Source organism: Streptomyces sp. NPDC053079 (assembly GCF_044546695.1).
Taxonomy (GTDB): Bacteria; Actinomycetota; Actinomycetes; order Streptomycetales; family Streptomycetaceae; genus Streptomyces.
This window is the reverse complement of sequence record NZ_JBITZJ010000009.1, coordinates 300,925-326,017: the sequence shown is the minus strand read 5'-3', so window position 1 is coordinate 326,017 and position 25,093 is coordinate 300,925. Positions and strand designations below refer to the sequence as shown.

Annotated in this window: 23 protein-coding genes; 6 read left to right on the top strand and 17 right to left on the bottom strand. The window is 74.8% G+C overall.

All coding sequences use genetic code 11. From position 1 onward, the window contains the following. Positions 1 to 52: 52 nt before the first annotated feature. The 3 genes from ACIGXW_RS31340 to ACIGXW_RS31330 are packed head-to-tail and all read right to left on the bottom strand — an operon-like array spanning position 53 to position 4,092. Entirely contained in the window at positions 53 to 1,057 is a 1,005-nt protein-coding gene (locus ACIGXW_RS31340) for a serine/threonine-protein kinase (RefSeq protein WP_399576295.1), read from the bottom strand. Continuing rightward, on the bottom strand, positions 1,057 to 1,734 hold the full coding sequence (locus ACIGXW_RS31335; protein ID WP_399576293.1) for a hypothetical protein: 678 nt from the start codon (positions 1,732 to 1,734) through the stop codon (positions 1,057 to 1,059). The genes ACIGXW_RS31340 and ACIGXW_RS31335 overlap by 1 nt, the downstream gene beginning before the upstream one ends. A 9-nt stretch (positions 1,735 to 1,743) precedes the next feature. Further along, a complete protein-coding gene (locus tag ACIGXW_RS31330; RefSeq protein WP_399576291.1) occupies positions 1,744 to 4,092 on the bottom strand; it encodes an FHA domain-containing protein in 2,349 nt (782 codons plus the stop codon). Positions 4,093 to 4,170: 78 nt separating this feature from the next. Here ACIGXW_RS31330 and ACIGXW_RS31325 point away from each other — a divergent pair, with 78 nt between their 5' ends. After that, complete coding sequence (locus tag ACIGXW_RS31325; RefSeq protein ID WP_399576289.1) at positions 4,171 to 4,605, top strand: gamma-glutamylcyclotransferase; 435 nt, start codon at positions 4,171 to 4,173, stop codon at positions 4,603 to 4,605. 385 nt (positions 4,606 to 4,990) lie between these two features. Then, a complete protein-coding gene (locus ACIGXW_RS31320) occupies positions 4,991 to 6,712 on the top strand; it encodes a M4 family metallopeptidase (protein ID WP_399576413.1) in 1,722 nt (573 codons plus the stop codon). A gap of 54 nt (positions 6,713 to 6,766) precedes the next feature. Here the strand turns inward: ACIGXW_RS31320 and ACIGXW_RS31315 are convergent, their stop codons facing one another. Both ACIGXW_RS31315 and ACIGXW_RS31310 read right to left on the bottom strand, forming a co-directional pair. Further along, on the bottom strand, positions 6,767 to 7,237 hold the full coding sequence (locus tag ACIGXW_RS31315; RefSeq protein ID WP_104531792.1) for a hypothetical protein: 471 nt from the start codon (positions 7,235 to 7,237) through the stop codon (positions 6,767 to 6,769). A 168-nt stretch (positions 7,238 to 7,405) separates the two neighbouring features. After that, positions 7,406 to 8,440, bottom strand: coding sequence for a hypothetical protein (locus tag ACIGXW_RS31310; RefSeq protein WP_399576412.1), 1,035 nt, complete (start codon positions 8,438 to 8,440; stop codon positions 7,406 to 7,408). A gap of 261 nt (positions 8,441 to 8,701) precedes the next feature. On the opposite strand from ACIGXW_RS31310, the gene ACIGXW_RS31305 reads away from it, so the two are divergent. Beyond that, positions 8,702 to 9,556 carry a GNAT family N-acetyltransferase gene (locus ACIGXW_RS31305; protein WP_399576411.1) on the top strand — a complete coding sequence of 285 codons (855 nt, stop codon included), beginning with the start codon at positions 8,702 to 8,704 and terminating at the stop codon, positions 9,554 to 9,556. A gap of 62 nt (positions 9,557 to 9,618) precedes the next feature. Here ACIGXW_RS31305 and ACIGXW_RS31300 read toward each other — a convergent pair whose 3' ends face one another. Genes ACIGXW_RS31300 through ACIGXW_RS31280 form a run of 5 tightly spaced genes read right to left on the bottom strand, consistent with a single transcriptional unit; the run spans position 9,619 to position 17,394 of the window. Then, positions 9,619 to 10,962, bottom strand: coding sequence for a nitrate/nitrite transporter (locus ACIGXW_RS31300; RefSeq protein WP_399576410.1), 1,344 nt, complete (start codon positions 10,960 to 10,962; stop codon positions 9,619 to 9,621). A 36-nt stretch (positions 10,963 to 10,998) separates the two neighbouring features. Next, positions 10,999 to 11,403, bottom strand: a complete 405-nt coding sequence (nirD, locus tag ACIGXW_RS31295; protein WP_399576287.1) for a nitrite reductase small subunit NirD — start codon at positions 11,401 to 11,403, stop codon at positions 10,999 to 11,001. Next, entirely contained in the window at positions 11,400 to 13,901 is a 2,502-nt protein-coding gene (nirB, locus tag ACIGXW_RS31290) for a nitrite reductase large subunit NirB (RefSeq protein WP_399576409.1), read from the bottom strand. Before nirB ends, nirD begins: the two co-directional genes overlap by 4 nt. A gap of 38 nt (positions 13,902 to 13,939) precedes the next feature. Then, positions 13,940 to 15,268, bottom strand: a complete 1,329-nt coding sequence (locus ACIGXW_RS31285) for an NAD(P)/FAD-dependent oxidoreductase (protein WP_399576285.1) — start codon at positions 15,266 to 15,268, stop codon at positions 13,940 to 13,942. Next, positions 15,265 to 17,394, bottom strand: a complete 2,130-nt coding sequence (locus tag ACIGXW_RS31280; RefSeq protein ID WP_399576283.1) for a molybdopterin oxidoreductase family protein — start codon at positions 17,392 to 17,394, stop codon at positions 15,265 to 15,267. The genes ACIGXW_RS31285 and ACIGXW_RS31280 overlap by 4 nt, the downstream gene beginning before the upstream one ends. 192 nt (positions 17,395 to 17,586) lie before the next feature. On the opposite strand from ACIGXW_RS31280, the gene ACIGXW_RS31275 reads away from it, so the two are divergent. After that, entirely contained in the window at positions 17,587 to 18,747 is a 1,161-nt protein-coding gene (locus ACIGXW_RS31275; protein ID WP_399576281.1) for a uroporphyrinogen-III synthase, read from the top strand. Positions 18,748 to 18,751: 4 nt separating this feature from the next. Here ACIGXW_RS31275 and ACIGXW_RS31270 read toward each other — a convergent pair whose 3' ends face one another. Together ACIGXW_RS31270 and ACIGXW_RS31265 are read right to left on the bottom strand one after the other, a co-directional pair. Continuing rightward, positions 18,752 to 19,039 (bottom strand): hypothetical protein, encoded by a 288-nt coding sequence (locus tag ACIGXW_RS31270; RefSeq protein WP_399576279.1) that lies wholly within the window; start codon positions 19,037 to 19,039, stop codon positions 18,752 to 18,754. Between the two features lie 80 nt (positions 19,040 to 19,119). Continuing rightward, on the bottom strand, positions 19,120 to 19,494 hold the full coding sequence (locus tag ACIGXW_RS31265) for an RNA-binding S4 domain-containing protein (RefSeq protein ID WP_071966970.1): 375 nt from the start codon (positions 19,492 to 19,494) through the stop codon (positions 19,120 to 19,122). A gap of 155 nt (positions 19,495 to 19,649) precedes the next feature. Here ACIGXW_RS31265 and ACIGXW_RS31260 point away from each other — a divergent pair, with 155 nt between their 5' ends. Further along, positions 19,650 to 20,195 (top strand): hypothetical protein, encoded by a 546-nt coding sequence (locus tag ACIGXW_RS31260; RefSeq protein WP_399576278.1) that lies wholly within the window; start codon positions 19,650 to 19,652, stop codon positions 20,193 to 20,195. A gap of 9 nt (positions 20,196 to 20,204) precedes the next feature. Here ACIGXW_RS31260 and ACIGXW_RS31255 read toward each other — a convergent pair whose 3' ends face one another. Both ACIGXW_RS31255 and map read right to left on the bottom strand, forming a co-directional pair. Next, positions 20,205 to 20,726, bottom strand: a complete 522-nt coding sequence (locus ACIGXW_RS31255) for a DM13 domain-containing protein (protein ID WP_399576276.1) — start codon at positions 20,724 to 20,726, stop codon at positions 20,205 to 20,207. A gap of 126 nt (positions 20,727 to 20,852) precedes the next feature. Further along, positions 20,853 to 21,620 (bottom strand): type I methionyl aminopeptidase, encoded by a 768-nt coding sequence (gene map / locus ACIGXW_RS31250; RefSeq protein WP_399576274.1) that lies wholly within the window; start codon positions 21,618 to 21,620, stop codon positions 20,853 to 20,855. Between the two features lie 82 nt (positions 21,621 to 21,702). Between map and ACIGXW_RS31245 the strand changes: the two genes are divergently transcribed. Continuing rightward, positions 21,703 to 21,981, top strand: coding sequence for a helix-turn-helix transcriptional regulator (locus ACIGXW_RS31245; protein ID WP_071966772.1), 279 nt, complete (start codon positions 21,703 to 21,705; stop codon positions 21,979 to 21,981). 51 nt (positions 21,982 to 22,032) lie between these two features. On the opposite strand, the gene ACIGXW_RS31240 is transcribed toward ACIGXW_RS31245, so the two are convergent. From ACIGXW_RS31240 to ACIGXW_RS31230, 3 genes are all read right to left on the bottom strand, one after another. Further along, entirely contained in the window at positions 22,033 to 22,749 is a 717-nt protein-coding gene (locus ACIGXW_RS31240) for a B3/4 domain-containing protein (RefSeq protein ID WP_399576272.1), read from the bottom strand. Positions 22,750 to 22,856: 107 nt separating this feature from the next. Beyond that, positions 22,857 to 23,276 (bottom strand): hypothetical protein, encoded by a 420-nt coding sequence (locus ACIGXW_RS31235; RefSeq protein WP_399576270.1) that lies wholly within the window; start codon positions 23,274 to 23,276, stop codon positions 22,857 to 22,859. Positions 23,277 to 23,621: 345 nt separating this feature from the next. Beyond that, complete coding sequence (locus tag ACIGXW_RS31230; RefSeq protein ID WP_399576268.1) at positions 23,622 to 25,052, bottom strand: PLP-dependent aminotransferase family protein; 1,431 nt, start codon at positions 25,050 to 25,052, stop codon at positions 23,622 to 23,624. Between the last annotated feature and the right edge of the window lie 41 nt (positions 25,053 to 25,093).

Sequence of the window (25,093 nt, the reverse complement as noted above, 5' to 3'; positions counted from 1 at the left end):
GGCACGGCACCGCCCCCCGGCGCCGTGCCGGTTCGCCGTGCCCGGGCGAGCCCTACGCCCGCTCCCCCCGCTCCGGGAACACCGGCGCCGCCCAGGCCGGCGGCTCCGGCGGAGCCGTCGTCGTGACGCCCCCACCGTCCTCACCGTCCCCACCTCCCCCGGCCTGCGCGGCCCGCCGCAGCGCGGTCACGAACGCCAGACAGCTGTCGAAGCGGTCCTCCGGCGCCTTGGCCAGCGCCGTGGCCAGCACGTCGTCGACCTCCGGCGGCAGCCCGGGGCGGAGCTCCGAGAGCCGCGGCGGGGGGTCGAACTGATGGGCGTACAGCACCGCCATGTCGTCGTCCCGCCGGAACGGCGGCGCACCGGTCAGCATCTCGAACACCACGCAGGCCAGGCTGTAGACGTCGCAGCGCCCGTCGACCGGCTTCCCGGAGATCTGCTCGGGGGCGAGGTACTCGGGCGTGCCGACGACCTGCCCCACCCGGGTGAACCCGGTCAGCGACAGCGACTTCTTCGTCAGGCCGAAGTCGGTCAGGTAGACGTGCTCGGGGTGTTCGCTGTCGGTGCCCTGCGCCACCAGCATGTTGCCCGGTTTGACGTCCCGGTGCACCAGGTTGTTCGCGTGGGCGGCGTCCAGGGCGGACGCCACCTGGCCGGCGATCCGCGAGGCGGCGGGCAGGGGCAGCGGCCCCTCGCGGCGCAGGTGGGCCTGCAGGTCCTGGCCGGCCACGTAGAGCATGGCGATGTACAGGACGCCGTCGGCCTCCCCGGCGTCGTACACGGGGACGATGTGCGGGTGGTCGATGGCGGCGGCCACCCGCGACTCGTGCGTGAAGCGGTCGCGGAAGGTGTCGTTGCGGGCGAGTTCGGGCGCGAGCAGCTTGAGGGCGACCCTGCGTTCCAGGCGCAGGTCCTTGGCGCAGTAGACGACGGCCATGCCGCCGCGCCCGATCTCGCTCTCCACGCGGTAGCCCGCGATCTGGCGGCCGACCATGTCTTCCGGCCCGGTGCCGGGCGGGGCGTCCGGACGGGTGCGGGGCTCGTCGGCGGCCGGCATCAGAGGTCACCGGAGGACGCGTGCGGAGGGCCGCCCGGAGGGTCGATGCGCGTGGGCCCGGCGGGCCCGGCGTCGCCCGCGGGGCCGGCGCCGTCGATGCGCGTGGGTTCCGGCGGGGCGGGGTCCGGGGCGGGCGTACGGGCGGCGTCCGGGGCGGCCGGGGCGGGTTCGCGGGCGGCGAAGGTCGTCGTCGCCGTGCCGTCGCAGTAGCACCAGCGGTCGTGCTCGGCGTCGTACAGCCAGACCGACTCCCCCTCGACCACGGCCCCGATCCGCAGGCCCTGGGTGGCGCGGCGGAACGCCTGCCCGTCCGTGCGGCCGGCGGCCAGGTCCTCCACGGCCCGCCGGTAGCGGCCCAGCGTCTCCTCGACCCGGGCCAGCAGCCGCCGGGCGTCGGCGGTGCGCACGAGGGGGCCGCCGGCCGGGGGCGGGCTCTGCGGGAGGGCGACGAGCATCCGGGCGTCGACCCAGGCCGACCAGCCGTTGGCGCACAGCACCTGCCCCCAGTCGCCGAGCCGGCTCAGCAGCTGCACGGGCAGCAGCGGGTCCAGCGGCTCGGTGGGCACGACCGCGTCGGGCGCCGCCCAGGTGGCCAGCCCCGCCTTGGGCACCACATGGGTCGGCAGGAAGCCGGGGACGCCCGGGGTGACGGCGTAGGGGGCACCGGGCGCGTTCATGGGCGGCCGTCACTTCCGCATGATGGTGGGCTCGTGCCGGCGCAGCAGGCGGGCGACGAGGAGGCCCAGGACCACCGACAGCAGCACCATCATGCTCATGTCCACCAGCCAGGTGCCCACGGCGTGGTCGAAGAGCGGGTCGGCGGTCTGCTTGCCCGGCACCAGGCGCTCCAGGTCGAGCGTGGCGCCCATGGCCGCCAGCGCCCAGCGCGCGGGCACCAGCCACGACAGCTGCTCCAGCCCCGGCACGCCGTGCAGGGCGAGCAGGGCGCCGCAGAAGACGACCTGGACCAGGGCGATGAGCACCAGCAGCGGCATGGTGACCTCCTCCTTGCGCACCAGGGCCGAGACGAGCAGGCCCAGCAGCATGGAGGTGAACGACAGCAGCGCCACGGCCAGGGTGATCTCGGCCAGGGGTGGCATGAGGACGCCCTTGCCTCCCGGCGCGCCGGTGTCCACCCCGCCGAGCCCGACCAGGGTCAGCACGACCGCCTGGACCACCGTGATGGCCCCGAGCACCAGGATCTTCGACATGACGTACGCGGATCTGGACAGGCCGACCGCCCGTTCCCGTTGATAGATCACGCGTTCCTTGACCAGTTCGCGCACGGCGTTGGCCGCGCCGGTCAGCACGCCGCCCACGCACAGGATCAGCAGCGCGTTCATGGCGTTGTCCCCGGTCAGCCTGGAGCTGGCCAGGGCCCGGGCCATCGCGCCCATCACGAAGGGCAGCGCGATCATGATGGCCAGGAAGGTCCGGTCGGCGGTCAGGGCGGAGACGTAGCGGCGCATCAGGGTGCGCAGTTGGGCGCCCCAGCTCTGGGCCTTCACGGGTTCGATCGCGGGCAGCGGCGCCGGGGCGCCGCCGAGCCGGGGCTGTTCGGAGGCGGCGATGTAGCGCCGGTACTGCGGGGAGGCGCGGTACTGCCCCGCCCAGTCGCGGTCCCGGTCGTTCTCGAACGCCTCGAAGGCCTCGGGCCACTGGGAGAAGCCGAAGAAGTCGAGGGAGTCGCGGGGCGGCCCGTAGAAGGCGGTGCGCCCGCCGGGGGCGAGGACCAGCAGCCGGTCGCAGACGTCCAGGCTGAGCACGCTGTGGGTGACGACGATGACGGTGCGGCCGTCGTCGGCCAGGGCGCGCAGCATGTTCATCACCGAGCGGTCCATGCCCGGGTCGAGGCCGGAGGTGGGCTCGTCGAGGAAGAGCAGCGAGGGCTTGGTCAGCAGTTCCAGGGCCACGCTGACGCGCTTGCGCTGGCCGCCGGAGAGGCTGTGGATGGGCTGGCGCGCCCGCTGCTCCAGGCCCAGTTCGCCGATCACCTCCTCGACGCGGGCCTCGCGCTCGGCCTTGGCCGTGTCGCCGGGGAAGCGCAGTTCGGCGGCGTAGCGCAGGGCGCGGCGCACGCTGAGCTGGGTGTGCAGGATGTCGTCCTGCGGGACGAGCCCGATGCGGGCCCTGAGCTCGGCGTAGTCCTGGTACAGGTCGCGCCCGTCGTAAAGCACCGTGCCGCGGTCGGCCGGGCGCTGTCCGGTCAGGGCGTTGAGGAGGGTGGACTTGCCGGCGCCGCTCGGCCCCACGACCGCGAGCAGGCATTTGGCCTTCACGGGGAAGGAGACGTCGTCCAGGAGGGTCTTGCGTCCGCCCTCGACCTGGACGGAGAGCTCCTGGACGTCGAGGGAGACCTCGCCGGTGTCGACGAAGACCTGCAGCTGGTCGCCGACGAGGCTGAAGTCGGAGTGGCCGATGCCGACGATGTCGCCGGCGCCGAGGGGGGCGCGCCGGACGGTGCGGCCGTTGAGGTAGGTGCCGTTGTGGCTGCCGACGTCCACGATCTCGTGGCCGCCGTCCGGGAGGATCCGCAGTTCGGCGTGGTGCCGGGAAACGCTCAGGTCGTCGATGACGAGGTCGTTGTCGGTGCCGCGGCCGATGCGCACGGTGCGGGTGGGCAGGGCGTGTACGGAGGTGGGCCGGCGGAAGGTGCCGGTGGCCGAGGGGTGGTGGACGGACGAGGGGCGGTCGGCGGGGCGCTCCGGCGGGGCGGTGACGACGGCGGTGGGGCCGTCGGCGGGGTTGCCGAAGCGGACGACGCTGCCGGGTCCGACGTCGACCTCGTGCACGCGCCGGCCTTCGGCGTAGGTGCCGTTGGTGCTGTCGGTGTCCTCCAGCGTCCAGTGGTCCCGGACCGCGCGCAGCACCGCGTGGTGCCACGAGACCCGCTTGTCGCGCAGCACGATGTCACTCGCCGGGTCGCGCCCCACGTGGTAGATCCGGCTCGGGCTCATCACGTGCGAGCCGTCGTCGGCTTCGACGACGAGCTCGGGCGCGGAGGGGGCCGGGGGCGCGACGGACCGCTGTCCCATACTTCTAGGCTACGGCCGGATGTCCGTACCCGCCCTTCCGGCGGACCGCGGCGGAAGACTCTACGGAAGGGGTCCTCGGTGACCGCGCAGGAGGCCCCCGCTGACCTGCCCTTCTTCGTCTACGGGACACTGCGTCCGGGGCGGCGCAACCACGACCGCCTGCTGCGCGGCCGCACGGTGGCCGAGGTGCCCGCGGTGCTGCGGGGCGCGGTGCTGTACGAGGGCCCGGGGTTTCCGTACGCGGTACGGGAGGGGGCGGGCGAGGTCCACGGCGAGCTGATCACCGTGGCGCCCTGGGCGTACGAGCGGGTGCTGTCGGCGCTCGACGAACTGGAGGGTCACCGTCCGGGCGATCCGCGCAATCTCTACGAGCGCGTCGTGTGCGAGGTGTTCACCGAGGGCGTCGGGGGGGAGGCCCCCGTGCGCGGGTGGGTGTACGTCGCGGCGGAGCGGGTGGCCGGGCGGCTGCGGGCGGCCGGCACGCGTATCGCGGGCGGCGACTGGACGGGCTGACGCGGGCCCCGTCTCACATACTGATCAACTTCCCAACCCCGGCAACCCCGGGGGAGGTTGCCCCGTCTTGCCTGACGGTGGGACAGGATGTCGCCTTCCGATCACTACCTGTTGATCATTTGTAAACAATGCATCAACTGTTCGGATATTTCCGCACTTTGCTCTTTTCATGCGCATGCCAATGCCTGCATGGTCATCCACGGGACCGCAGGTTCCCGCGGTGCGACCGTGTCGCACCGCGTGGCGCGCGGGCGGTTCGGCCATGCCCGAACCGCCCCCATGACAAAGGGCGCTCAGAGTGCGTACATCCCCCACATCCTCCATATCGGCCTCTTCCCGCAGACGCCTCGTCGCCGCCGCCGTCGCGGTCGCCGCCGCGGCGACCATGGCCGGCCCGGCCGTGGCCGCGCCCGCCGGCACGGCGAAGGCCCCGGCGGCTCCGGCGGCCTCCCCGGTGTCCCCCGCGGACGTCGTGAAGGCCGCCCGTGCCGCCGCCCTCGCCCACACCAAGGACACCGGCGTCGCGGCGGCGGACACCCTGAAGGTCAAGGACACCCTCGTCGACCCCGAGGGCAAGCGGCACGTCCGGTTCGAGCGGACGCACCAGGGCGTGACCGTGATCGGCGGCGACCTCGTCGTCCACCTCGACGCGAAGAACGCCTACCTCGGCGCGACCCGGGCGACCAAGCGCCAGGTCTCCGTCCCGACCGTCACCCCGAAGCTGACCGCCCCTCAGGCCGCCGCCAAGGCCGCCGCGTCGGCGGGCGGCACCGCGTCCACGACCGAACTGGTCGTGGACGCCCGCACCGAGGACGCCGTCCTGGCCTACCGGGTGACCGTCACCGGCAGCCGCGACGCCGAGGCGGGCACCGCCCGCTCGGTGGTCGTCGACGCCGCCTCCGGCAAGGTCATCAGCAGCACCCCGCACAGCGACGCGTTCATCTCGCCGAAGCTGCGGTCCACGCTGCGCGAGCGGGGGCAGAAGGCCGCCCCGCGCACCACCCGGCCCGCCACCCCCGGCCCGGCCAAGCCCGCCACGGGCTCCTTCCCGGCGCCGGCCAACGGCACGGGCGCCTCGATCTTCGCGGGCAGCGTGCCGCTGATCACCACGCAGACCGCGAAGAGCTCCTTCACCCTCAAGGACCCGGGCCGCGGCAACGCCGAGACCAGGAACGCCGGAAAGAAGGAGCTCGAGGCCTTCACCGCCGGCAAGGCCTTCACCGACGCCGACAACAAGTGGGGCAACGGCACCGCCGCCGACTCCGCCAGCGCGGCGGTCGACGCCCAGTACGGCATCACGAGCACCTTCGACTACTACAAGAAGACGTTCGCCCGCAACGGCATCAAGAACGACGGCGCGGGTCCGCGTGCGCTCGTCCACTACGGCGACAAGGTCGGCAACGCCTACTGGTCCCCCGACTGCGCCTGCATGATGTACGGCGACGGGGACGGCGAAACGTTCAAGCAGCCGCTGGTCGCCCTGGACGTCACCGGCCACGAGCTGAGCCACGGCGTCATCGAGGCCACCGCCAACTTCGAGCCCACGCGCGTGGACGAGGCGGGCAACCAGTTCGGCGAGGCCGGCGCCCTCAACGAGTCCTTCGCCGACATCTTCGGCACCGGCGTGGAGTTCGCGACGAACAACTCCGCGAACCCGCCGAACTACCTGCTGGGCGAGAAGCTGGGCCTGCAGCAGACGTTCCTGCGCCGCCTGGACAAGCCCTCCCTCGACGTCCTCGAGGGCACCGTCGACTACTGGGACGAGGGCTCCTACGACCGCGAGGTCCACGCCGGCTCCGGCGTCTCCTCGCACGCCTTCTACCTCCTGGCCGAGGGCAGCGGCAAGAAGACGGTCGGCGGGGTCACCTACGACTCCCCCACCCACGACGGCTCGACGGTGACCGGCATCGGCCGGGCGAAGTCCGAGCAGATCTTCTACCGGGCCCTCACCCGCTACATGGTCTCCACGACCGACTTCCACGAGGCCCGCACCGCCACCCTGCAGGCCGCCGCCGACATCTACGGCGCGACCAGCACGGAGTACAAGACGGTGGACAAGGCCTGGGCCGCGGTGAACGTCACCGAGGCGAACACGCCCAAGCGCTGACCCCGCACGCCACGGGCGGCCCCGGCCGCCCGTGGCGGTGGCGCGCCCCGGCGGCTACGCGACGTCGTCGCCGCCGGTCTCGACGCTGGAGAGGTTCTGCACCTTGCGGGCCTCGTTGACCATGGCCAGCAGCGCGTCCAGGGTCGCCGCGGAGAGGCCGTCCGCCCGCAGGGCGAGGTTGCGCACCCGGGTGTCGCGCAGCGCGATGGCCAGCGCGAGCTGGGCGTTGACCCGCTCGGCGACCTCCTCGCTGAGGAAGTACTCGGGGGGCACCCCGAAGAACTCCGCGAGGACGTCGAGCTGTTCGAGGGTGACGTTGCGCTTCTTGCCGGTGGCCAGCTCCCACAGATACGTACCGGAGATCGTCCCTCCGGTGGTCTCCCGGATCTCCTTGGCGAGCCGGGCGTACCCCGGGCGCTTGCGCTCGTCGGGATAGATGGCGGCGATCAGCTCGTTCAGCCGCTGGTCGAACTTGCGCAGCAGTGGCCGGTCGCCCTGGCGAGGTACTCGGTCACCGCTGGTCATCGGCCGCCCTTACCCGAGGTGTACGTGTCGTGGGCCTCATCAAACCGCCATCCGCCATTGTTGACAAGCGGGTCCGGTACGGGCTTCACACAGCGGACACATGGGCCCCGCACGACGGCCGTCGGCACATGCCGACGGCCGTCGTGGCGGTGGACGCGGCTACGTGCCCTACTTGCCGCCCCGGATCGTGAACGGCAGGTCCTTGGAGAAGAAGGACATGTCGCCGTTGCTCACCGTGACCCCCGCGTCCGCGCGGGCCACGTCGCGCGGGGCGGTCCGGGCCACGGCGACCTTCAGGCGGTATACAGCGGTGGCGCCCGGCGCGAGCGGCGCCTTGGCCACCGGGCGCAGCGTGGCGCTCATGCCGGGGTCGCAGCCGCCCGCGACCAGCGCGACCCGCTCCCAGCCGTGGCCGGGCCGGTGCTGGCGCAGCGTCAGGTCCTTGGGCTCCAGGGCCCGGTTCCTGCCGACGCCGTAGGCGAAGTAGGAGGCGGCGAGCGCCGGGTAGGCGCGGTTGGTGGTGTTCTTCACCGTGACCGTCACGGCGCGCGCGGAGCCGCCGCGCTCCAGGGTGCTGCCGGGCCGCCAGCCGCTGACGGTGACCTTCGGCCGGGTCGCGGTGGTGGTGCGGGCGGGTGCGCGGTAGGTGTGGCCGCGCCCGTCCTCGACGGAGGCGGCGACGGTGAGGGTGCCGGGGCGGTCGAGGTCCTGCAGCCGCAGCGCGACGGTGTGCGGGTGCCTGGCGTCGGCGCCCTTGGCGCTGACGGGGAAGGTGAGGGTGGCGCGGGTGGGCCAGCTGCCGCCGCCCGGGGCGGAGTCCAGGTCGACCCAGCGCCGGGTGCCCGTGTCGTAGCGCTGCACCGTGAGGGAGTCGGTGCTGAAGCCGCTGCTGCTGACGTCGAGGCGGACCTTGCCGTTGGTGACGGGCGTGCGCAGGGTGACGGCGGAGGACGACCACAGGCCGATGGGCAGTTGGGAGTCCACGCTGTAGGAGATCTTCTGTGCGGCGTTCCCCGCGGCGGCCGGTGCGGGCGCCGCCTCGGGCGGCAGCGCCGGTGCGGCGGGCGCGGACGTGCCGCGCGCGGCGGGCGCGTCGCAACCGGGCTTCGCCTGCGCGCCGTCCGCGGCCCGCGCGGAGCCGGCCGCCAGCCCCGGCGCCGCCGCGCCCACGGTGAGCGCCAGCCCCGCCGCGAGCGCCGTCATCGTTCTCACGGCGGTCTTCCGCGCCCTCGACGACCGCTGTTGTGCGACTTTTCGCGTCATTTACCGCCCCCGCATATGGGTTGGTCCCGCACATCCGTACGCCTCTGGTCCCAGAGAGCGCCTTCCACAGCTGATGGTTCCCCACGGGGAACGGAAATCCCATGATTTTCGTGGCCCCCCGTGTCCCCGGCCGGCGCACGGCCCCGTTTATTCGGTGGCCGCCGGGTCGCGACCTGGTGTTGGATGCGGCGCGTGACCCATATGGACCATTCCCTCCCCTCCGGACAGCCCGTCCGCGCCCTCCTCGACCGGATCGAGGAGTACTACGACGCCGTGCCCCGCAGCGTGGCCCGCGGCGAGGACTTCGGGCCGCTGACCCTCTTCGTCCGCGAGGGCCGGGGCTGGCCGTTCTACGGCCGTCCCGCCCTGGGGTGGCGCGGCGCCGCGGTGACGGCCGCCGATGTGCTGCGGGTGCGGGCCCGCCAGCGCGAACTGGGCCTGCCGGAGAGCTTCGAGTGGGTCGCGGAGACCACGCCCGGGCTGCGCCCGGCCGCCGAGGAGGCGGGTCTGGTGGTGCACGAGCACCCCTTGATGGTGCTGGACGGGACCGCCCCGGTGACCGGCCTGCCCACGGCGGCCGGTGACGGGGTGTCGGTGCGCATGGTGGGTGCGGACGACCCTGCCCTGGCGACGGCGGTCGCCGTGCCGTTCGTCGCCTTCGGCGAGCCCGGCACGGCCGTCGGCAGCGCGGGCCCCAAGGAGGTGGCGGCGGCGGAGCGGACGCTGACCGCCGACGGTACGGTCGGGCAGATCGCCTCCCGCATCCGCGCCGGCCTCACCGCCCTGGCGATGGCCGCGCAGGACGGCACCCCGCTGTGCGCGGGCCAGCACCAGCCGGTCGGCGCGGTCAGCGAGCTCGTCGGCATCGGCACCCTGCCCGCCGCCCGCCGCCGCGGCCTGGGCCTCGCGGTCACCGCGGCGCTCGTGGCCGACGCCCGGTCCCGGGGCATCGGGACGGTCTTCCTCTCCGCGGGGGACGAGGCCGTCGCGCGCGTCTACGCCAGGGCCGGATTCCGCCGTATCGGCACCGCCCTGATCGCCGAGCCGGCCGCCTGAGAGGCCCCTGCCCCGGGCCGCGTGCGGCGCCGGGGCAGGATCGTGAAGCCTTCCGACCGTTCTCAGACGCCGCGCGAGCCGCCGCGCAGATAGACGGCCCAGGTCAGGGCCAGGCACAGCACGTACAGGCCGAGGAAGGCCGCGTACGCCGCCTCGCCCGTGCCCTGCGTCAGGAAGGCCTGGCGGAACGCGAGGTTGATCAGGACTCCCCCGAGGCCGCCGACCGCCCCGGCGATGCCCATCAGGGCGTTCGCGTGCTGGTGGGACCGCTCCTCGGCGATCCCCGCGTCCATGCCCTCGCCGGTCCAGCGCCGCGCCGTGCGGCGGAAGATGGCGGGGATCATCTTGTACGTCGAGCCGTTGCCGACGCCGCTGAGGACGAAGAGCAGCACGAAGCCGGCCAGGAACAGCGGCAGCGAGCCCCGGGACGAGGCCAGCAGCACGAGCAGCGTGCTCGCCGCCATGGCCAGGAAGTTCCAGAACGTGACGCGGGCGCCTCCCCACCGGTCGGCCAGCATGCCGCCCACGGGCCGCACGAGCGAGCCCAGCAGCGGCCCGAGGAACGTCAGGGCGGCGGCCCGCACCGGCGTCGGGAAGTCGCCGGGGAACTGCACCAGCAACACCTGCCCGAAGGCGAAGCCGAAGCCGATGAACGAGCCGAACGTGCCGATGTAGAGCACCGACATCACCCAGGCGTGACGGTCGCGGCTCACCTCGCGCAGGGGGCGCCCGGCGGACCGCGTGCGCGGCAGGTTGTCCATGCGCAGGACGGCGGCGAGCGCCGCCAGCACGATCAGCGGGATGTAGGCGAGCGGTACGAGCCGGGGGTGGGCGGCGCCCGCGGTGGCCAGGACCAGCAGGCCGAGCAGCTGGACGGCCGGTACGCCGAGGTTGCCGCCGCCCGCGTTGACGCCCAGCGCGCGGCCCTTGAGGCGCTGCGGGTAGAAGGCGTTGATGTTGGCCATCGAGGAGGCGAAGTTGCCGCCGCCCAGCCCGGCCACGGCCGCCACGGCCAGCAGCGTCGTATAGGAGACGCCGGGCTCGAGGACGTAGGCGATGAGGCCGGTGGGGATCAGCAGGGCGAGCGCGCTGACGATGGTCCAGGTGCGGCCGCCGAAGACCGCCACGGCGACCGTGTAGGGCAGCCGCAGGACGGCGCCGACCAGGGTCGGCACCGCCGTGAGCAGGAACTTGCCGGCGGGGTCGATGCCGTACTCGGGGCCCAGGAAGAGGACCAGGACCGACCACAGGCTCCACACGGAGAAGCCGATGTGCTCGCAGAGCACGGAGTACACGAGGTTGCGGCGGGCGATGCGGGCGCCGGCGGCCTCCCAGAAGAGGGGGTCCTCCGGCCGCCAGTCGTCGATGTGGTGGGGCCGCGCCACGGCGGGCGGCGGGTGCCCCAGGGCGGTGAGGGCGGGGTTCGTGGTCACTCTGCGAGGCTACGGACGGGCGGTTTCCGGCCGGTGTGCGTTCCCGCTCGGCGGTGCTACATCTCCCGCACACCGCCGGGCAGGGGCTGTGAGGCGGACCCGCCACACCGGCAGCGCGGGTGCGGACTCCTCGTCCAGGCAGGCTCCCGTCCTGGCGTCGAAGGCCTGCTTGTACATGGGCGAGATCACCACCGGCACCGGCCCGCGACTGCCGAGGAGGCCGCGCGAGATCACCTGGGCCCCGCTGAACGGATCGCGGTTGCCCACCGCGTACACCTCCCCCGCCCGGTCGCGGAACAGCGCGATCTGCCGGCCGTCCACGAGCACGGCGGTGCCGCGCCCGGGCAGCAGGTCGCGGTAGGCGCACACCTCGGTCCAGCGCCCCCCGACCTCCACCTCCACGAAGCCGCTCACAGCGCCGCCACCGCCTCGTTCTCGCGTGCCGGGCGGATCTGGCCGCGCTCGGGCGTGAAGCGCACGGTGGGGTCGGGGGTGCCGGGCGCGTTGGCGAACGACACGAAGCGGCGCAGCCGTTCGGGGTCCTCCAGGGTGGCGCGCCACTCGTCCTCGTAGGTGCGGGTGTGCCGGTCCATCAGCGCGTCGAGTTCGGCGCAGATGCCCAGCGAGTCGTCGACGATGACGGCCCGCAGGTGGTCCAGGCCGCCCTCCATGCGTTCGATCCAGGGCGCGGTGCGCTCCAGGCGGTCGGCGGTGCGGATGTAGAACATCAGGAAGCGGTCGATGGTGCGGATGAGCGTGCCGTGGTCGGCGTCGGTGAGGAGGAGGTCGGCGTGGCGCGGGGTCATGCCGCCGTTGCCGCCGACGTAGAGGTTCCAGCCGGCGGAGGTGGCGATGACGCCGAAGTCCTTGCTCTGCGCCTCGGCGCACTCGCGGGCGCAGCCGCTGACGGCGGCCTTGATCTTGTGCGGGGAGCGCAGGCCGCGGTAGCGCAGTTCCAGTTCGATGGCGAGGGCGACGGAGTCCTGGACGCCGTAGCGGCACCAGGTCTGGCCGACGCAGGACTTCACGGTGCGCAGGGCCTTGCCGTAGGCGTGGCCGGACTCGAAGCCGGCGTCGACGAGGCGGCGCCAGATCAGGGGGAGCTGGTCGACGGTCGCGCCGAACATGTCGATGCGCTGCCCGCCGGTGATCTTGGTGTAGAGGCCGAAGTCGCGGGCGATCTCGCCGATGGTGATGAGCCCTTCGGGGGTGATCTCGCCGCCGGGGACGCGGGGGACGACGGAGTAGGAGCCGTTGCGCTGGAGGTTGGCGAGGAAGTGGTCGTTGGTGTCCTGCAGGGCGGCCTGTTCGCCGTCGAGGATGTGGACGGAGTTGCCGAGCTGGGGGTTGAGGGTGGCGAGGATGGAGCCGACGACGGGCTTGCAGACGTCGCAGCCCTCGCCGCCGCTGCCGTGTTCGTCGAGGAGGCGGGAGAAGGTGGTGACCTTCTTGACCCGTACGATCTCGAAGAGCTCGGCCCTGGTGTGCGCGAAGTGCTCGCACAGCCCCTTGGCGACCTCGGCGCCGCCGGCGGCGAGTTCCTCGCCGACGATGGTGCCGATCATCTTGACGCAGGAGCCGCATCCGGTGCCGGCCTTGGTGCATCGTTTCACCGCGGCCACGTCCGCGCAGCCGCCCTCGGTGACGGCGGCGCGGATCGCGCCCTTGGAGACGTTGTGGCAGGAGCAGACGAGGGCCGCGTCCGGGAGGGTCACGGGGCCGGCGGCGCCGCCCGCGGGGGTGGGCAGGACGAGCTGTTCGGGGGGCGTGGTGAGGGGGGTGCCCGCCGCGGCGAGGGGGCGCAGCAGGTCGAAGGAGTCGGTGTCGCCGACGAGGACGCCGCCCAGGAGGCGGCCGTCGGGGCCGACGACCAGCTTCTTGTACACGCCGTCGCGGCTGTTGGAGTAGAGCACGTCCAGGACGCCGTCGCCGGTGCCGTGGGCGTCGCCGAAGCTGGCGACGTCGACGCCGAGGAGCTTGAGCTTGGTGGCGAGGTCGGCGCCGGTGAAGGTGCCGGTGCCGCCGGTGAGTTCCGCCGCGGCGGCCTCGGCCATGGCGTAGGCGGGGGCGACCAGGCCGTAGACGCGTCCGTCGGCGGCCTGGGCGCACTCGCCGATGGCCAGGATGTGGGGGTCGGCGGTGCGGCAGCCGGCGTCGACGACGATTCCGCCGCGCTCTCCGACGGGCAGGCCGCAGGCGCGGGCGAGCTCGTCGCGGGGGCGTACTCCGGCGGAGAAGACGACGAGGCCGGTCTCCAGGCTCTCGCCGTTCGAGAGGGTCATGGAGCGGACCGTGCCGTCGGGGCCGGCGTCGACGGACTGTGCGGCGGCGTCGGTGTGGACGCGTACGCCCAGTTCCTCGATCTTGCGGCGCAGCGCGGCTCCGCCCCCCTCGTCGACCTGGACCGCCATCAGGCGGGGCGCGAACTCCACGACGTGGGTCTCGAGTCCCATGGCCCGCAGGGCTCCGGCGGCCTCCAGGCCGAGCAGGCCGCCGCCGACGACGGCTCCGACGCGCGTGTGCGCGGCGCGGTCGCGGATGGCCTCGAGGTCCTCGATGGTGCGGTAGACGAAACAGCCGGGGGTGTCGTGGCCGGGCACGGGCGGTACGAAGGGCCGGGAGCCGGTGGCCAGGACGAGGACGTCGTAGGGGACGGTCCGGCCGGAGCGGGTGGTGACGGTCCGGGCCGTGCGGTCGACGGCGGTGGCGGGGTCGCCGAGCCGCAGGTCGATGCCGTGCTCGTCGGCGAAGCCGGCCGGCCACAGCGACAGGTCCTCGGCGGTGGTGCCGGAGAACCAGGAGGTGAGCCGGACGCGGTCGTAGGCGGGGCGCGGTTCCTCGGCGAGGACGGTGACCCGCCAGGCGCCCGGGGCGCGTTCGGTGAGCGCGTGGAGGAGGCGCTGCCCGGCCATGCCGTGGCCGGCCAGCACCAGGTGGCGTCGGGTGTCCTTCACGGGGCGGCTCCTTCCGTGGTGAGCAGGTGCAGGGGGTCGGGGGGTACGGGCTCGCCCCGTTCGAAGGCGTGGACGAGGTCGGGGGCCGTGGCGAGGTCGCCGACGAGGAGCGCGCCGAGGAGCGCGTCGCCGCGCAGGACGAGCTTCTTGTAGGTGCCGCGGGTGGCGTCGGTGAGGCGGACGGTGTCGGTGTCCGGGCCGGACGGGCCGGTGCCGTCGCCGAGGGCCAGGGCCCGCAGGGGGCCGGCGCTCAGCCGCAGGAGCGCGGGCGAGCCGGTGTAGCGGGCGCCCGGCCGGGCCCCGGACAGGTGGGCGGCGAGGACGTCGGCCTGGTCGAAGGCGGCTTCGGCGCGGCCGTGGACGGTGCCCCGGTGCTCGGCGCAGTCGCCGATGGCGTGGACGCCGGGCGCGGACGTGGCGAGGTTGTCGTCGACGACGACGCCGGTGCGCACGGTCAGGCCGGCGGCGCGGGCGAGCCGGGTGCGGGGGCGGGTGCCGCAGGCGAGCACGGCCAGTTCGGTCTCCAGGAGCGGGCCGTCGGCGATCTCGAGGCCCGTGACGCGGTCGCCGCCGAGCAGGGCGCGGACGCCGCGGCCGGTGTGCACGCGCACCCCCAGAGCCTCCAGGGACCGGCGCACGGCGGCCGCGGCGCCGGCGTCCAGGTGGCGTTCCATCAGGTGCGGTGCCCGGTGCACCAGGTGCACGGGCAGGCCCCGGGCGGCCAGGGCCTGGGCGGCGCCGACGCCCAGGACTCCCCCGCCGACGACGACGGCCCGGCGGGCGCGCGGGAGGTCCCCGGCGAGGCGGGCGCCGTCGGCGAGGGTGCGCAGCGCGTGGACGCCGTCCTTCAGGGGGCGGCCGGCTGCCGGGCGGGTGGCGGGGCGGGTGCGCGTGCCCAGGGCTCCGCGCGGCGCCGGGTCCGGGCCGGTGGCGGCGGTGCGGGCGGGCGGCCGTGGGCCGGCGTGGAGGTTGCGGATGTCCGGCAGTTCGGGCCGTGCGCCGGTGGCCAGGACGAGGGCGTCGTAGCGGACGGTCTCGCCGGTGGCCGTGCGCAGGGTGCGGGAAGCCGGGTCGAAGGAGACGACGTCCACTCCCGTGCGTACCAGGGCGCCGCCGGTCGGCAGCGTCAGTGCGGTGGGGTCGCCCTGGCCGGCCAGTACGCCGGTGAGCAGCGTGCGGTTGTAGGGCGCGTGGTGCTCCCGTCCGTAGAGGGTCACCTCCAGGGTGCCGGGCGGGGCGAGGGAGAGTGCCTGGTGGGCGAAGCGGGCGGCGGCCATGCCGGCTCCGGCGACGGCGACGCGCAGGGGTGCGGGGCGGGGTGTCATGACGTCTCTCCGGTGGGGGTCTTCTCCACCCGGACCGCGCAGACCTTGAACTCGGGCATGCGCGAGACGGGGTCCAGTGCCGGGTTGGTGAGCCGGTTGGCGTTGCCTTCGCCGGGCCAGTGGAAGGGCATGAACACGGTGTCGGGCCGGATCGTGGGGGTGACGTGTGCGGGGGCGGTGGCCCGGCCGCGCCGGCTGGTGACGGTCAGCAGGTCGCCGTCGGCGACGCCGAGCCGGGTCGCGAGGCGGGGGTGCAGCTCGACGAAGGGGCCGGGGGCGGCCTTGTTGAGCGCCGGGGTGCGGCGGGTCTGGGCGCCGCTCTGGTACTGGGCGAGGACCCGGCCGGTGGTGAGGAGGAGCGGGTAGTCGGTGTCCGGCTCCTCGGCGGCCGGCCGGTGGGAGACGTCGGCGAAGCGTGCGCGCCCGTCGGGGGTGGCGAAGCGGTCCAGGAACAGCCGGGGCGTTCCCGGGTGGGCGGGGCCGCCGGGGGTGGCGGGGCAGGGCCAGAAGACGCCGTCCTGCGCCGCTATCCGGTCGTAGTCGATGCCCGAGTAGTCGGCCTGCCCGCCGGCGGACGCCCGGCCGAGCTCGGCGAAGGCCTTCTCGGCCGCGTCCGGGAACCCCTCGCCGACGCCCAGCCGTGCGGCGAGGGCGCGCAGGATGCTCAGGTCGGTGCGGACGCCGGCGGGCGGGGCCAGCGCGGCCCGGCGCAGGATCACCCGGCCCTCGAGGTTGGTCATGGTGCCGTCCTCCTCGGCCCATTGGGCGGAGGGCAGGACGACGTCGGCGAGTTCGGCGGTCTCGGAGAGCACGACGTCGCAGACGACGAGGTGGTCCAACGCCCGCAGCCGCTCGGTGACGTGCCCGGCGTGCGGTGCGGAGACGACGGGGTTGGAGCCCATCAGCAGCAGCGCCCGCACCCCGCCGGCGGTGCCGAGGCCGTCGAGGAGTTCGTAGGCGGAGCGGCCGGGGCCGGGGAGGCTGTCGGGGTCGACGCCCCAGACGCCGGCGACGTGGGCGCGGGCGGCGGGGTCGTCGATGGCACGGTAGCCGGGCAGCTGGTCGGCCTTCTGGCCGTGTTCGCGGCCGCCCTGGCCATTGCCCTGCCCGGTCAGGCAGCCGTAGCCGGACAGGGGGCGGCCGGCCCGCCCGGTGGCCAGGCACAGGTTGATCCACGCGCCGACGGTGTCGACGCCCTTGCTGTGCTGTTCGCCGCCGCGCGCGGTCAGCACCATGCCGGTGGGGGCGTCGCAGAACAGCTCCACGGCCTGCCGCAGGTGGGCCACGGGCACGCCGGTGAGGCGTTCGACGCGCTCGGGCCAGTGCGCCATGGCCGCGGCGCGGGCGTGCTCGTAGCCGCTGGTGCGCGTGGCGACGAAGTCCTCGTCGAGGCGGCCGTCGGTGATGACGAGGTGGAGCAGGCCGAGGGCGAGGGCGAGGTCGGTGCCGGGGCGGGGCGTCAGGTGCAGGTCGGCGAGTTCCGCGGTGCGGGTGCGGCGCGGGTCGACGACGATCAGGCGGCCGCCGGCCTCGCGCTGTTCGCGCAGGTGGCGCACGGCGGGCGGCATGGTGTCGGCGGGGTTGGCGCCGACCAGGACGAGGCAGCCGGTGCGGGCGACGTCGGCCAGTGGGAACGGCAGCCCCCGGTCGATGCCGAAGGCCCGGCGCTGGGCGGCGGCGGCCGACGACATGCAGAAGCGGCCGTTGTAGTCGATGTTGGGGGTGCGCAGCACGACGCGGGCGAACTTGCCCAGCAGGTAGGCCTTCTCGTTGGTGAGGCCGCCGCCCCCGAAGACGCCGACCGCGTCGCGTCCGTGGCGGCTCGCGGCGGCGGCAAGGCCCTCGGCGGCCCGGTCCAGGGCCTGGGGCCAGCTCGCCTCGCGCAGCCGTCCGGTGCGGCGGTCGCGCAAGAGCGGGGCACTCAGGCGGGCCCCGGCGGACAGGACGGCGGCGGCCGACGCGCCCTTGCCGCACAGGGCGCCCCGGTTGACGGGGAAGTCCGGGCGCTCCTCGACCGCGACCGCGGGCCCGCCGGGGGCGGCCGGCTCCACGGGGCGCAGGCGCATGCCGCATTGCAGCGAGCAGTAGGGGCAGTGGGTGTCGGTGGGCGACGGGGCGACGGGCATGTCCCGAAGCGTCGCGGTCCCGCGTTACACCGGTGCGACGTTCACGTTGCCGCCGGCGCACAGGGCGCGCATCCTGTCCGGCGCCGGGTGTGCGGGGAACGTCACGTGGGCGTTGCGCGGCCGGCACGGGGGCTAACGCCCCTGTGACGTGGGCGCAACGGGGCCTTAACGACGTTGGGCAACCCTCGGGCCATGAGGTCAGCAATACCGGGGGACGCGGGGGAAGTGCCACAGCCGCAGGGGCCGCTGGTCGGTTTCACCGTGGGCGTGACGGCCGACCGGCGGCGCGACGAACTCTGCGCCCTCCTCGAACGCCGTGGTGCCACGGTCGTCGCCGCACCGGCCCTGCGGATGGTGCCGCTGAGCGACGACGCGCTGTTGTACGAGGCCACCGAGGCCGCTCTCGCCGGGGGCCTGGACTACGTCGTGGCCACGACCGGGGTGGGCTGGCGCGGCTGGATGAGCGCGGCGGAGGGCTGGGGCACGGGCGGCCGGCTGGTGGCGGCGTGCGCGGAGGCGGTGCTGGTCAGCCGTGGTTCGAAGGCGGCGGGCGCGCTGCGCTCCTGCGGGTTGCGGGAGACCTTTGCGCCGGAGTCCGAGGCCCTGGACGACGTCCTGGCCTGGCTGTTGGCCCGCGGGGTGCGGGGCCGGCGGATCGCGGTGCAGGAACACGGCGCGCCGCAGCCGGAGTTCACGGCGGCGCTGCGGGCGGCGGGTGCCGTGGTCATCGAGGTGCCCGTCTACCGGTGGGGTCCGCCCGAGGACCCGGCGGCGGTGCGCCGGCTCGCGGAGCAGACCGCGCGGCGCGAGGTCCACGCGCTGCCGTTCACCAGCGCCCCGGCCGTCGAAGCGTTCCTGGCCGCCGCCGAGGCCTGCGGGCGGCGGGCCGAGGTCGTCGACGCGCTGCGCCGGGACGTCCTGCCGGTGTGCATCGGGCCGATCTGCGCCCGGCCGCTGCTGGTCGCGGACGTACCCTGCGTGTGGCCCGAGCGCGGCCGGCTGGGTTCCCTGGTCCGCACCCTCGGGCGGGAGCTCGCCGAGCGCTGCCGGCACGAGCTCGACACCCCGGCCGGGCCCCTGGTGCTGCAGGGGGCGGCGGTCCTGGCCGGCGGCCGGACGCTGTTGCTGCCGCCGCTGCCGGCCGCGGTGCTGCGGGCGCTGGCGGAGCGGCCGGGCACCGTGCTCAGCCGGTCGGAACTGCTGCGCCGGGTGTGGAGCGGTCCGCCGGGGCAGCGCCCCGACGAGCACGCGGTGGAGGCGGCGGTGGCCCGGCTGCGCACGGCCCTGGGCCCGTACGCGCCGGTGGTGCGCACGGTGACGAAGCGTGGCTACCGGCTGGCGGCCACGCCGTGACCGCCTAGTGCGGCAGGAGGCTGGTGACCTGCCGGACCAGTCCCAGGACGGGATCCAGGGGGCCGCTCGCCTCCCGGTACGGCGCCTCCTGGGCCTCCCGGCCGCCCCGGTCCTGGCCTTCGCGGCCTTCCTGGCCGCCCTCGCCCTCGTCGGGAGCGGGGGCGCCGAACTGCAGGGAGACGGGGCCGGGGTTGGGGGCGGGCTGGGGTGCGGAGGCGGCCGAGGCGGCGCCGACGGGGAGGGCGAGGGCCACGGCGCTGAGCGCGGTGGCGGCTGCGATGCGCTTGGTCATGTCGGCATTAACGACGCCCCTGTGATGCAGACACGATTCTTCTCACGCTTCCGGCCCCGTCGGCCCTACCGGCCCTCGGTTCAGTGCCCGCGCAGCTGCTCCATCTCGCGCCGGTCGCGCTTGGTGGGGCGGCCCGTGCCGCGGTCGCGCTGGCCGGCGGGGGCGACGGCCTCGCGCGGGGGCGGGGGCGGGCTGTTGTCGATGAAAGCCTCTGCCGCCACCGGCGGGCCGACCCGTTTGCGCACCAGGCGCTTGACCACCACGATCCGTTCGCGGCCGGCGTGGCGCAGCCGTACCTCGTCTCCGGCCTTGACCGTCTGGGCCGGCTTGGCGCGTTCGCCGTTGATGCGGACGTGCCCGGCGCGGCAGGCGGCGCCGGCCATCGAGCGTGTCTTGGTGAGTCGCACGGACCAGATCCAGGCGTCGACCCGGACCGTTCCCTTCTCCGCGTCCATGTCCATGCCCGCACTCTAGGCCAGGTGGGCGGCCGGACGCTGTTGACTTCTCCGGCACCCCGTGCAACTTATGACGTGTTCACATCAGTCCCCCACCTCTTCGTACCGGGCGGCAGGCCCACGAGGCCGCCCCCCGGACGGAAGGGAGTACGACGATGAACACCTCGACCGCTCCGCGCAGACGCAACCGCACCCTGACGGCCGCGGCCTTCGTCGCCGCCCTGGCGAGCGCGGGCATCGGACTGGGCGCGCCGCCTGCTGCCGCCGCCGATCCCGTGTCCGTCGGCTACACCTGCAACGGGCCGGGCGCCCCCGAGGGCGTCCAGTCCCTGCAGGTCACCATGGCGGCGCCGGCCACCGTCCCGCAGGGCGGCACGGCGGACCTCGCCCTGGAGGTCACCACGCAGCTGAGGGTGCCGATCAGCGTCCCGGCGAACAGCGTGTCGGGCGAGATGGAGATAGCCATCGGCGGCGCCGGCTCCGGCAGCGTGACGGCGACCGGGTTCACCAACGCCGACCGCATCCCCAGCGGTTCCACCGTGACCCTCACCGGCGGCACCGCGTCCGCGCGGCTGGACGACGCCGGCAGCACGACCTTCAGCCCCGGGAACGCGGCGGTGCACGTGTTCGGGGTGACCGTGAACTGCACGGTCTCCGGCACCGCGCCGGTGGCCGCGACGACGGACGTCACGGCCGGCTAGCGCGGACCCTCACGCACGGGAGAGGGCGGCGGCACCGAAGGAGACGTCGAAGCGGTCGCACCAGATGCTGACGCTGCCGTACCGATTGAGGTCGATGTCGGCGGGCAGGGCGTAGTTCTGGTCGCCCTTGTTGCCCTTGAGCTTTCCGAGGCTGACGTGGGCGCCGTCGTCGAAGACCCGCCAGCCGGCCCGGCCCTCCTTCACCGGGGCGTCGGTGATCAGGACCCGCAGGTCCGGGCCGTTGCTGGTGTCGAGCCCCTCCAGGCGCAGCGTGCGGCTGCCGTCGGGCGACTGCAGGATGCGCACCGTGCCGGTGGTGGTGTGTTCGTGGCTGATGAGCCTGCCGGTGGCCAGGGTCCGCGTCCCCTGGCCCGGCGCTCCGCCGGAGACGGGCGCGGACTCGCGCACCGTCTCGTCCACCCACAGCTTCCACGGCTGGAACCAGTACACCCCGACGGCGACCGCCACGGTGCCCAGTGCCAGTGCCGCGATGACGATGGGCCTGGTCAGCAGCCGTCGTACGCGTCCCATTTCCGCCTCCTGAAGCCGTGCTGCGTTCTCAGCGTTCTCTGCGTTCCCCTGTGGTGAGAACAGCTCCGGGGCCCCGGGGGATCCGGAAATCCGGTGACGAAAGTCTTACGTCGCGCCGGGCCGGCCTCAGGGAAGGGTGAGGATGCGCGGTCCGTCGTCGGTGATGGCGACGGTGTGCTCGATGTGGGCGGCGCGGCTGCCGTCGGTGGTGCACAGGGTCCAGCCGTCGGGTGCCGTGCGGTAGTCGTCGCGGCCGCCCGCCATGAGCATCGGTTCGATGGCCAGGACCAGCCCGTGCCGCAGGCGGTACCCGCGGTGCGGCCTCCCGCGGTTGGGCAGGTGGGGATCCTCGTGCATCCGGCGTCCGATGCCGTGCCCGCCGAGGTCCGCCGGGAGGCCGTGGCGGGCGGCGCGGGCCACACTGCCGATGGCGTGGGAGATGTCGCCGATGCGGTTGCCGACGACGGCCGCGGCTATGCCGGCCTCCAGCGCCCGCCGGGTGGTCTCGATCAGGGCCAGGTCGGCGGGGCGGGCGGTGCCGACGGTGAAGCTGACGGCGGCGTCGCCGGCCCAGCCGTCGAGGAGCGCGCCGCAGTCGATGCTGACCAGGTCGCCGTCGCGCAGCCGGTAGCCGTCGGGGATGCCGTGCACGACGGCGTCGTTGACCGAGGCGCAGATGACGGCGGGGAAGGGGGTGGGGGCGAAGGAGGGGTGGTAGCCGAGGAAGGGCGAGGTGGCCCCGGCCTTGTCCAGGATCTCGCGCGCCACCTCGTCCAGCTCGCGCAGCGCGACGCCGACCCCGGCGGCGTCCTCGACCGCGGCCAGCGCGTGCGCCACGACGCGCCCCGCCTCGCGCATGGCCTCCAGCGCCGCGTCCGACTTGATCTCCACCATCCGCACGACTCCCCACCTGTACGGCCGGCGGGATCGCCGGACCGCTCGAACCAATTCTTATACCGGTATTAGTATCACGTGCATGGTGAGAACTCCTCTGACCCCGTGGGAGCGGCAGCGCGGCGAGCGCCTGGGCGCCCTGCTGCGGGAGGCCCGCGGTGAGCGCAGCATGGTGGAGGTGGCCGCCCGTGCCGGGCTGTCCGCCGAGACCCTCCGCAAGATCGAGACCGGTAGGGCGCCGACCCCCGCCTTCTTCACGATCACGGCCCTGGCGTCCGCGCTGGGGCTGTCGACCGACGCCCTCGCCGACGCGTGCGTCGAGGGGCTCGACGCCGCGGTCGCCGAGCCGATGACGGCGTAGCGGCCCCGGCGCCGGGCGGCGGGCGCCGCCCGGCGCGGGGCCGTCGTCCGGTCAGCGCACCAGGCATGCGGCGACCCTCGCCCCCGGGCTGCTCGCGAGCAGGGCCTCCGTCAGGGCGTCCCCGGCGGCGGTCAGCTCGGCGTCGCCGAGCGGGCCGAGGGCGTCGAGGATGAACACCGCGCGCGTGGTGGCGAGGGTGAGACGGGTGCGGGTGCACTGGCGCCAGTTCCAGCGCCTGCAGGTCACACCCGCGTCGTCGCGCCAGACGACCTCGCCCGGCGGGCAGTGCTCGACGACGTCCTCGCCGCCCGCGGTCGTCCCGAAGTCCTCCTCGCCCGTGGCGCGGACCAGGCGCGCCGGGCCCGCGTAGTGGTCGAGGTCCTCGCCGCCCAACGGCAGGACGTGGGCGACGGAGATCGCGTTGTAGATGTCGGTGAGCCGGTCCACTCGCGGCAGTCCGGTCTCGGCGCGGCGCAGCAGCGCCTCCGCGCTGGGGCGGGTGCGCTGCGGCTTCGCGCCGAAGGCGCGGAAGGCCTCGCGCCAGGCGGCCAGGTGGGGGTGCTCCTCGACCGGCGTGTGCGCGAGCCACGCCCGGGCCCCCTCCTCGGCCGAGACCAGCAGCTTCTCGCTCGCCTCGTCGCTGGGCCCGGGCCGCAGGCCCTCCGCGGCGAGCACGAGGGCGCGGTAGTCGGGCCGCAGGACGCGCACGGCGGGGTCGATGGTGACGGTGTCGAGCCAGGCCTTGATGTCGGCGCTGTCGGATGCCATCGGGTCTCCTCAGGTCAGTACGGTGCACTGAAAAGTCCTCCTGACTGTACCAAGCCGGGCGGGGCCGACGGCTCGGGCGGAACGCCGGTCGAGGTCGGCGGTCGAGGTCAGCGGTCGAGCACCGTCCGCAGCGCCCGCTCGATCCCCTCGGGGTCACCCCCGGCCGCGCTGCGCCAGGCGACGATGCCGTCCGGCCGGACGAGCACCGCGCCCGAGGCGGTCACGCCGTGGGCACCGGCCCAGTCCCCGTCCAGGGCGGGCACGCGAGCGGGCACGCCGAGGCGCTGGGCCGCCCGGGCGGCGCCGGCGCGCCAGGCCGGGTCGTCGGTGAGCAGGGCGAAGTCGCGACCGTAGAGGTCGCGGGTGGACCCGCCGCCGAGCGGAACGTGCGGCGCGCGGGCTCCGGGCCGTCCACTGGGTGCGACCGGGTCCTCGAAGAGGGCCCCGTCCCCGGGTTCCGGTACGAACGCGCCCGCCGGACAGCGGTAGCCGAACAGCGCGCTCGCGGGGTCGATCAGCTCGGCCACGGTGTCGTCGGCCAGGTGCGGGGCCCTCCTGGAGGTCGTCCAGCGGCTGAACGGGGTCGCGGGCGAGGCCGCCGCGCGGATCGCCGCCGACAGCCGGGGCTGACGGCCTGGCCCGCGCGCACCGCACGACGCGGGGGCGGCCGGGCAAGGGCGGCAAGAAAGCGCCCGGCGCGGGTGGCGCGGGGCCCGTCCACCGGCCGTCGCCCCCAGCTGCCGGCCGCGTCGGAAGCACGGGCGCGAGAAGCGGGCCGCCCAGGCGGCGGATCGCCGCCGACAGCCGAAGCTGACGGCCGGAAGCGGCGGCGCTTGTGCCGGGGGGCCGGCCGCCCGCCGGCCCCGGGCCGCTCATAGTCCCGGCGGCAGCGCCTCGCACAGGGCGTCCAGTGCGCCCGCGAAGGCGTGGTCCGCGGGGGTGCCGTAGCCCACGACCAGGCCGTCGTCCGGCACTCCCGTCGCCTCGCCGTGGCGGTACAGGCCCAGCCCCTCGACGGCGAGGCCCTGCCAGGCGGCTGCCTGCACCACGGTCCGTTCGGTGCCCTCGGGGAGGCCGAGCACCGCGTGCAGGCCGGCCGCGATGCCGGTGACGCGGACGTGCGGGGCGCGTTCGGCGAGGGCGGCGACGAGGCGGTCGCGCCGGCGGCGGTAGTGCCGGCGCATGCGGCGTACGTGACGGTCGTAGGAGCCCGAGGCGATGAAGTCGGCGAGCGTCAGCTGCTCCAGGGCGCTCGCCCACGACTCCCGCTCCCCCTTCACCGCGAGCACCGCATCCACCAGGTGCCCCGGAAGCACCATCCACCCCAGGCGCAGCGCCGGGGAGAGGCTCTTGCTGACCGAGCCGATGTAGACCACGCGTTCCGGGTCGAGGCCCTGCACCGCGCCGACCGGCTGGCGGTCGTAGCGGAACTCGCCGTCGTAGTCGTCCTCCAGGACCAGTCCGCCCTGCGCGCAGGCCCAGTCGATGAGGGCCGCCCGCCGGCGCGGGTGCAGCGGGCCGCCCGTCGGGAATTGGTGCGCGGGGGTCAGCAGCACCGTCCGGGCGCCGGTGGCCGCCACGTGCTCGACGCGCGCGCCGTGTTCGTCGATGGGCAGGGTCGCCGTGGTGAGCCCGGCGGCGGTCAGCAGCGAGCGGTGGAAGCCCAGTCCGTACGACTCCACGGCGATCGTGCCCTCGAGCACCTGCCCCAGCAGCCGCAGCGCGCCCGCGAAGCCCGAGCAGACGACGATGCGTTCGGGGTCGGCGCGTACGCCCCGGGCGCGGCCGAGGTATTCGGCCACCGCGTGGCGCAGCTCGGCGCGGCCGCGGGGGTCGCCGGGGCCGAAGGCCTCGTTGGGTGCGGCGGAGAGCGCGCGGCGGGCGGAGGCCAGCCAGGCGGTGCGGGGGAAGGCGGAGGCGTCGGGGGTGCCCTGGACGAGGTCGTAGGCGGGACGCCGGGGGCGGGAGGGGGTGGTGGGTCTGCGGGGCCGTCCGTTGCCGGGCGGTTCCGCGCGGTGGGCGACGCGGGTTCCGGAGCCCTGACGGGCGGTGAGCCAGCCCTCGGCGACGAGTTCGGCGTAGGCCTCGGCGACGGTGTTGCGGGCGACGCCCAGGTCGGCGGCGAGCACGCGGTACGGCGGCAGCCGGGTGCCGGGCGTGAGCCGCCCCGCGCGAACAGCCTCGCGCAGCGCGCGTATCAGGGCGCCGCGGCGGCCGCCCGGCCCGTCGGACAACTCCAGGTGGAGGTCGCTTCCCGCCCCTCCCACCGATGGCGACTTCGCCGGATTGACCTGTGATTCCATCCCCGAATTGCACCATGGGGCGGGCCGATTCCGCGCCTAGG